General features: G+C 63.2%; 6 protein-coding genes. 1 reads left to right on the top strand and 5 read right to left on the bottom strand.

Annotation, left to right across the window (positions count from 1 at the left end):
• A partial coding sequence (locus ACYVDE_RS11085) for a cation:proton antiporter (protein WP_460501581.1) occupies window positions 1–590 on the top strand: 590 nt, incomplete at its 5' end.
• Between the two features lie 89 nt (window positions 591–679).
• On the opposite strand, the gene ACYVDE_RS11080 is transcribed toward ACYVDE_RS11085, so the two are convergent.
• The 5 genes from ACYVDE_RS11080 to ACYVDE_RS11060 all read right to left on the bottom strand — a co-directional run.
• The gene (locus ACYVDE_RS11080) at window positions 680–3,043 is read right to left on the bottom strand and encodes a phospholipase D-like domain-containing protein (RefSeq protein WP_460501580.1); all 2,364 of its coding nucleotides are present in this window, start codon (window positions 3,041–3,043) and stop codon (window positions 680–682) included.
• 132 nt (window positions 3,044–3,175) lie between these two features.
• On the bottom strand, window positions 3,176–4,180 hold the full coding sequence (locus ACYVDE_RS11075) for a hypothetical protein (RefSeq protein WP_460501579.1): 1,005 nt from the start codon (window positions 4,178–4,180) through the stop codon (window positions 3,176–3,178).
• Window positions 4,181–4,305: 125 nt separating this feature from the next.
• The gene (gene murB / locus ACYVDE_RS11070; protein ID WP_460501582.1) at window positions 4,306–5,343 is read right to left on the bottom strand and encodes a UDP-N-acetylmuramate dehydrogenase; all 1,038 of its coding nucleotides are present in this window, start codon (window positions 5,341–5,343) and stop codon (window positions 4,306–4,308) included.
• Between the two features lie 104 nt (window positions 5,344–5,447).
• A complete protein-coding gene (locus tag ACYVDE_RS11065; protein WP_460501578.1) occupies window positions 5,448–6,005 on the bottom strand; it encodes a hypothetical protein in 558 nt (185 codons plus the stop codon).
• Between the two features lie 48 nt (window positions 6,006–6,053).
• Window positions 6,054–7,028 (bottom strand): MFS transporter (locus ACYVDE_RS11060; protein ID WP_460501577.1); only part of this gene is annotated, 975 nt, incomplete at its 5' end.

Genomic DNA, 7,028 nt, shown 5'->3' with positions numbered 1-7,028 from the left:
CGCTGCTGGCGCGCGTGGGCCGGCTGCACCACGCCAGCGGCCGGCCCCGGAAAGCGGCCCTGTCGGTGTTTTTCTTCATGCTTATTCTATCGGCTTTCACTGCCGAGGCCATTGGCGTTCACGCCCTGTTCGGGGCCTTCCTGGCCGGCGCCATTATGCCCACCGATGGCCAACTGCGGGAGTATGTGAGCAGCAAGGTGCAGAACGTAGCCGTGGTGCTGCTGCCGCTGTTCTTCGTGTTCACCGGCCTGCGCACCGAAATAGGCCTGCTGAATTCCTGCTGCCTGTGGGCCGTTTGTGCGGGCATTACCGTGGTGGCCGTGGCCGGCAAGCTGCTGGGTAGCGCCCTGGCGGCCCGCCTAGTAGGCCACGGCTGGCCCGACAGCCTCCGCATCGGTGCGCTGATGAACACACGCGGCCTTATGGAAATCGTGGTGCTCAACATCGGTTACGACCTTGGCATCCTCACGCCGCACATTTTTGTCATGATGGTTATCATGGCCTTGGCCACGACGTGTATGACGGGACCGGCCCTGAACTGGCTCGACCGCCGCTACCCAAGCCAGCCTGCGCTCCGCATAAGTCGCTAGTCCCACACTTTTCAGCAACGCATTGCCCCAGAAACAAAAAAGGCGGCCCCCACCGTGGGGACCGCCTTTTTTACGTCAAAGCAAGGTGCTTATTGCACTACCACGCGGCTCGTTTGCACGGCCTCGGGGGTGGTTACCTGCACCAGGTACAGGCCGGCTTTCAGCGTGGTGGCGTCGATGGTCAGGTCTGCGCCGTTCAGGGCCTGGGTGCGGGTCAGCACCACGCGGCCGGTCATGTCGCGCAGCACCACCGTGGCGGTACGGGCGGCATCCGCCAGGTGCAGCTGGAAGCTGCCGCGGGCCGGGTTGGGATACACCTGCAGGGTGCTGGCCTGAATGCTGCCAGCCTTGGTTGCCAGCGTGAGGCGGCACACCACCACGCCGGGCACGGCCTGCTCGGCAATGCGAGCGGCATATTCCTGGTAGTAGCGGTTGGTGATGGCGGCATCGTGCACTACCAGTGTGTTTTCGTCGTTTTCGGTATCGGCCGAAGCCGTCCAGTTGTGCGAGCCGACAAATACTGTGGGGTCTGACTGCGCCGCGCCGGCATCCACAATCAGGGTTTTGTGGTGCATGATGCCACTGGTTTTCTTGATGAGCACGCGGCTGCCCATGCCGGCCTTGATGAGGCGGAAGGCGTAGCCGGCCGTGCCGCTGGTGTCGTTCACGAGGCCGTCGGAGCAGGTGGCAATGTTGCGCGTGGTTACCTGGCTGGCCAGGGCGCGGCCCAGGTCGGCGCGGGTGATGAGCATCGACTCGAAGTGCAGGTCGTTGTCGGCCGAGGCAATGGCTTGCAGCAGGCGGCCATTCACGTTGTCGGTGGGCGAGAAGTACGACTCAATCGAGCGGCCGCCAATCATCAGGAAGTGCGGGGTGTTGTCGGTTTTGCGCGAGCCGAACAAGGTAGTGCCGGCTATGTCGGTTTTCGAGCCCCACATTTCTTCAAATTCCACGGTGTATACGCGGGCCAGCGCCTGGTCCTGTATGGCAATCACGTTGTTGCGGTCGGTTGCCAGCTGAGCCGGCGTCCAGTTCATCGAGCCGGTCCACACCCACGGCACGTTGGGGTTGGTGCTTTCGGCATCGATAATCACAAACTTATTGTGCATGATGCTGCTGCCGCTGCTGCCGGGCTGTGCCGGCCGCGCCACGCGCGGAATGCTGGTGGGCAGCTGGCCCACGCTCACGTTGGCGTTGTCGTCTTCGTAGATGAGGCGCACGCGCACACCGCGGTTTTTAGCCGCAATCACGGCATCCTTGATGACGGTGCTGTTCCAGTTGTAGATGGCGATGTCGACCGTTTGCGTGGCGCGGTTGATGTACTTGGCCAGCGTATCGGCCGCGCTGCCGCTGGGCGTGTACACGGCCACGTTGCCCGGGCTGGCCAGCGTGGCATCGACGGGGTTGTTGAAGTAGTTTTTGATGGTGCCCGACGACAGCGAAGCCGTTATCATGGGTACCAAGCGCGACTCGGAGCGGCCTACGCTGTTCACCGACACGGCCTGCACGTAGTAGATGGTGGCCGGCTGCAGGCCCGTCAGCGTCTGGCTGTGGGCGTTGCTCAGGGTGGTGCTGCCGGCTACCGTCGTAATCTGGGCGCTGGTGGGGTTGGGTACCGTCGAGTAGGCGAGGCGCGTGTCGCCGGTATTCGACGTGTTGAACGACACGGTGAAGCCGGTGGTGGTGATGTTGCTCGGTACCGGGTTCGTCGTCAGGTTGGGCGTCAGGCCTTGGATGAAGTCGCCGTACTTGCGGTTGAGCAGCTGGTAGCCGCCCGTAGTGCTGGTGGCCGACGACGAGTACTGGCTCACGATGCCTACGGCGTCGAAAGTGCCGGTGGGGCTGGGCTTGCCAATCAGGCCATCGGCGCCGTTCGAGTTGGTCGGCACGTAGGTTACCAGCGTGGAATTGTTATTCAGGCGGTAAGTGGTGTTAGCCGCAAACGACGTGACCGCAGCGCCACCGGTTGTGTTTACCGACGTGAGGCCGTTGATGCGCACCAGCATGCCTTCGTACTGCTCGGCGTAGGCCGAGGCCGCGTTGGCAGCCGTGAACACCACCGGCGCCGGTACCGGGCGGTTGCCGGCCAACACGGTGAGCGAAGTGATGGGGTCGATTTCGAGCAGGCCACGGAACATCTTCAGGCCGCCCGTTACCTGAATGCTGTCGCCGAGGCTCAGGCCATTGAGGGTGCTGGCAAACGCCCCGGTATCGGTCGAGTACACGCCAACGCCCGCGCCCGAGCCATCCTGAATGTAACGGATGATGCTCACCGTTGAGCCCAGCTCGGCGCCGTTGGTTACGATGCCGCGTACTGTGACCGTAGGACCAGCCGTGCCGTTGGTGGTCGGAGCCTGGGCCCGGGCCGCCGCAATGGTAATAACGGTTTGCGCCGCCGCCGAGAAGCTCGTGAGCACACCCGCCAGCAACGCCAGCAGAGTAAATTTCTTCATGCTAAAAAATGGAAAAAGAACTGAGTGGGAATGAAAACAGAAATACCGGGCCGAAGGCCGAATTGCAAAGATGCTGAATGTCAGCTGAACAAACCGTGAAGCCGGGGCGTGAGTGCCCCAAGTCGGTAGAATTTAATTTTTGCCGCTTAGGCGCAGGCGCTTGCCGCCGCTAGTGATAAAAGGCACGGGCGGGGCCGTTTCGGTGCCCACCGCATTGCGCGAGCTCACTTCCACATAGTAGGTGGTGCCCGGGATGAGGTTGGCCAGCGGAATGCTGTGGCGGGTGGTAAGCGTAGGGTCGACCTGGCTTTCCTTCAGCTGCTTGGGGTCGAGGCCGTAGCGCACGCGGGTATCGCCGGGGTTCAGCGTCGAGAACACCACCGTGAAGCCGTTGGCCGTCACGTTCACGGGCACGGGCTCTTCGGTGAGGCGGGGCAGGCCGCCGCCGCGCACCATGTCGCTGGCCAGGCGGGGCATAAGCTGGTAGCCACCGGTGCCGCCGGGGGCGTGCTGGCTCATGATGCCGCGCACGTCGAAGGTGCCATCGGTAGGCGGGGCCGAGTCGACGAGGCCCTCTGGACCGGTGCTGGACGATGTGATGCGCACCAGCGTACCGGGCAGGCCGTCAATCAGGTAGTTGGTGTTGCCGTTGAACGACATGGCCGGCCCGCCGGTGAGCGTGGTAAGGTGCTTCACGCCCCGGATTTCGAGCAGGCGGCCCTCGTTAGCCTCCACGTAGGCTTCGGTGGCGCGCTCGGCAGGTACTTGCACGGCCCGCACGCGTGCACCGCTGCCCAGCTTGTGAAACGAGACAATGGGGTCCATTTCGATAAGACCGTTGTACAGTTTCAGTTGGCCGGTGACCTGAATGCTGTCGCCGGCGTGCAGCTCGGCAAAGCCGGGTAGCTTGCCGGGCTGCGAGTACAGGGCCAGGCCCGCGTCGGCGTCCTGGATGTAGCGCAGGTTACCCATCTCAGTACCGTTAATCACCACCGCACGAACCGTGGCGGTGCTACCGGCGGGCAGCGCCCGCGCCGCCTTCACGGTGAGAACCGGCGGCACGCCAGTGCCGGGCGGAGTGGGCGTTTCGGAAGCGGCACCGGTCAGAAGAGCGGCCAGAAATAAGAATGAAGTCATGCTCGGAGTAATTGGAAAATAAACAGACTAAGCAACGAGGCTGCCCTTGCAAAGTTCTGCAAAAAACATTCATTTTTCGCTATGCCACCCGCAAAATTCAGGCTTGGATTCGTTCTGTTGAATCTTTACAAAATGTTAACTTCCGGGTGCAGTTCAATAGCAAACTGCTGGCGCACGGCCGCAATTATCTCCTGCGCTAACGCCCTGATTTCACCGCCCGTAGCACCGCCGTGGTTCACGAGTACAAGGGCCTGGCGGGCGTGCACGCCGTGGGTGCCCGCGCCGGGGCCGCGGCGCAGTCCTTTCCAACCGGCCCGCTCAATGAGCCAGCCGGCGGGCACCTTCACGCCGCCGGGCACGGGGTAGCCGGGCAGCTCGGGGTATTGGCTTTTGAGGCGGTCGAAGGCGGCCTGCGAGATTTCGGGGTTCTTGAAGAAAGAGCCCGCGTTGCCGATTTCGGCCGGGTCGGGCAGCTTGGAGCGGCGGATGTGCACCACGGCCTGGCTCACCTGCTGCGGGGTGGGCTCACCGGCCACGCCCATCTCGGCCAGCGTATCGGCAATGGCGCCGTACTGCACGTTGGGCCGGGCCTGCCGGTGCAGGCGCAGCACCACGGCCGTCACCACAAACTGACCCTTGAGCACGTTCTTGAACACGCTTTCGCGGTAGCCAAAGCCGCACTCGCCGGCCGTGAACACGCGCAACGCCCCGGTGGCAATTTCCACGGCTTCGAGGAGGTCGAAGGTGTCGCGCAGCTCGGCGCCGTAGGCGCCAATGTTTTGTAGTGGGGCCGCGCCCACCGTGCCGGGAATGAGCGAAAGGTTTTCGATGCCGCTCAGGCCCCGGTCGAGGCTGAACTCGACCAGGTCGTGCCAGCTTTCGCCCGCCCCGGCCCGGAGCAGGGCCGTGTGGGAGTCGCCGTCTTCGGACAGAATTTCCAGCCCGCGAATCTCATTTTTCAGCACCACGCCCGGGAAATCCTGCGTGAACAGCAGGTTGGAGCCGCCGCCCAGAATGAGCTTGTCGGCGGCCTGCACTTCGGGCCGCTGCAACAGCTGCCGCAGCTCGTCGGCCGAGGCGAAACGGGCGAAATAGCGGGCCCGCACATCGAGGCCAAAAGTGTTGTAGGGGCGGAGCGAAACGTTTTCTTCGAGCGTAGGCATCATGCCGCAAAGGTAGCGGCCGGGGCGTAGCGAGGGCTTTTGCAAGCACACACTACACCCCGGCCGCTCACCCATGGCCGGGCAGACGCCCCGCTACGAAGGCATTACTTCGGGTTGGCTTTCACGTTGAAGCGCGAGTCGGCGCGCACGGTGGTGGCTCGGCTCAGGCCCAATTGGGTCATTTCGACGGTGGTGAACAGGGTGTAGGTGCCGTTTTTCAGATACAGGTCGAGCTTCTGGCCCGAGGGCGTGAGGTTGATGGTGGTCTGGCCCGTGGGCACGGGGCTGAGCGAGGCCAGCGGCACTTTGTTGGTGCCGGCCGCATCGGAGGCAATCGAGATGCTGATGCTCTTCACGAAGTCGAAATTTTGCCCGGCCGGGTCGGTGATGGTGAGGGCCAGGCGGTCGAGCGTGACGTCCTGCACGTAGTCGGCGGCCGTGTTATTGCTCTGAAAGGTGCTGCTGGAAGTGGAGTTGACCGAAACCGGCAGCGTAATAACCGGCCCCGTGACGCCGCCCGGCAGCGGCCCGGTGGCCGGCAGCTGGAAGCTAGTTGAGTCGTTAATCTGGAAGGTGAGCAGGTCCAGAATTTTCTTGCAGCTAACCGTGCCCAGCAGTAGGGTAACCAAGAACAATGCGGAGAATAACAGCGGCTTTTTCATGAAAATGGAAGGCAGCCTGCAATGGTGGGGAAGGGCTGCCGTGTGCCTTTAACGGACGCGGTAGCCACTTAGTGCATAAAACAGCAGGTACAGGTAGCACAGTGCCGGCACCACAAACGCCACCCGCAGCCCGCCGCCGTGCGTGGCCAGCCAGCCCATGAGCGGCGGAATCAGCGCCCCGCCCACAATGGCCATAATCAGGTAAGAAGAGCCCTGCTTGGTGAATGGCCCCAGCCCGGTGATGGCCAGCGGGAAAATGACGGGCCACATAATGGAGTTCATCAGGCCGCAGAGTACGATGAGCCACAGGGCCGTTTCGCCGGTGCTCAGAATGCTGGCGCCCACCAGCGCTGTGCCGGCCGCGCATACCGCTACCAGCAGCGCGCGGTTGTGGAATTTCAGCAGCAGCGGAATGCCCACCACGCGCCCAATGAGCGAGCCAAACCAGTACGACGACACCAGCACCGCACCCACGGCCTTGGTGAAGCCAGCCGCCGTATCAATCGGAGCCGGCTGCTGGCCGAACAGCACGCCCACGTAATTTGTAGCCACGTTCAGGCCACGCACCAGGCTTTGGGTGAAGCCGGACAGTTGGGTAATGCCCTGCGACTCGCCGTAGCGAATGAGGAAGGAACCGAGGCCCACTTCCACGCCCACATACACGAAAATGGCCACCACGCCCAGCACCAGGTGCGGAAACTGCAGGGCGCTGGTGCGATGCGTGATTTTTAACGTGCCGTCTTCACCCCACTCTGCACCGCGAACGGCGTCGTCGGCTTCAATGCCCTCAATATCGGGCAGCTTCACCAGGAAGAAAAACAGCGCGGCCAGCAGCACCAGAAACACGGCCAAGCCGATGTACGGCCCCTTCACCAACTGCGACTCTTCGGCTAGGCGCTCCTGCAGCGGCAGCGCCGCCAGCCGCGCCTTCAGAGCCACCGAGCCGCCGAACAGCACCAAGCCACCCACCAGCGGCGAGAGACTGCCGCCGCAGTTGTTGGCCACGCCCACCACGCTCACCCG

The organism is Hymenobacter agri (assembly GCF_054778495.1).
This window is presented reverse-complemented; position numbering and strand designations above follow the sequence as displayed.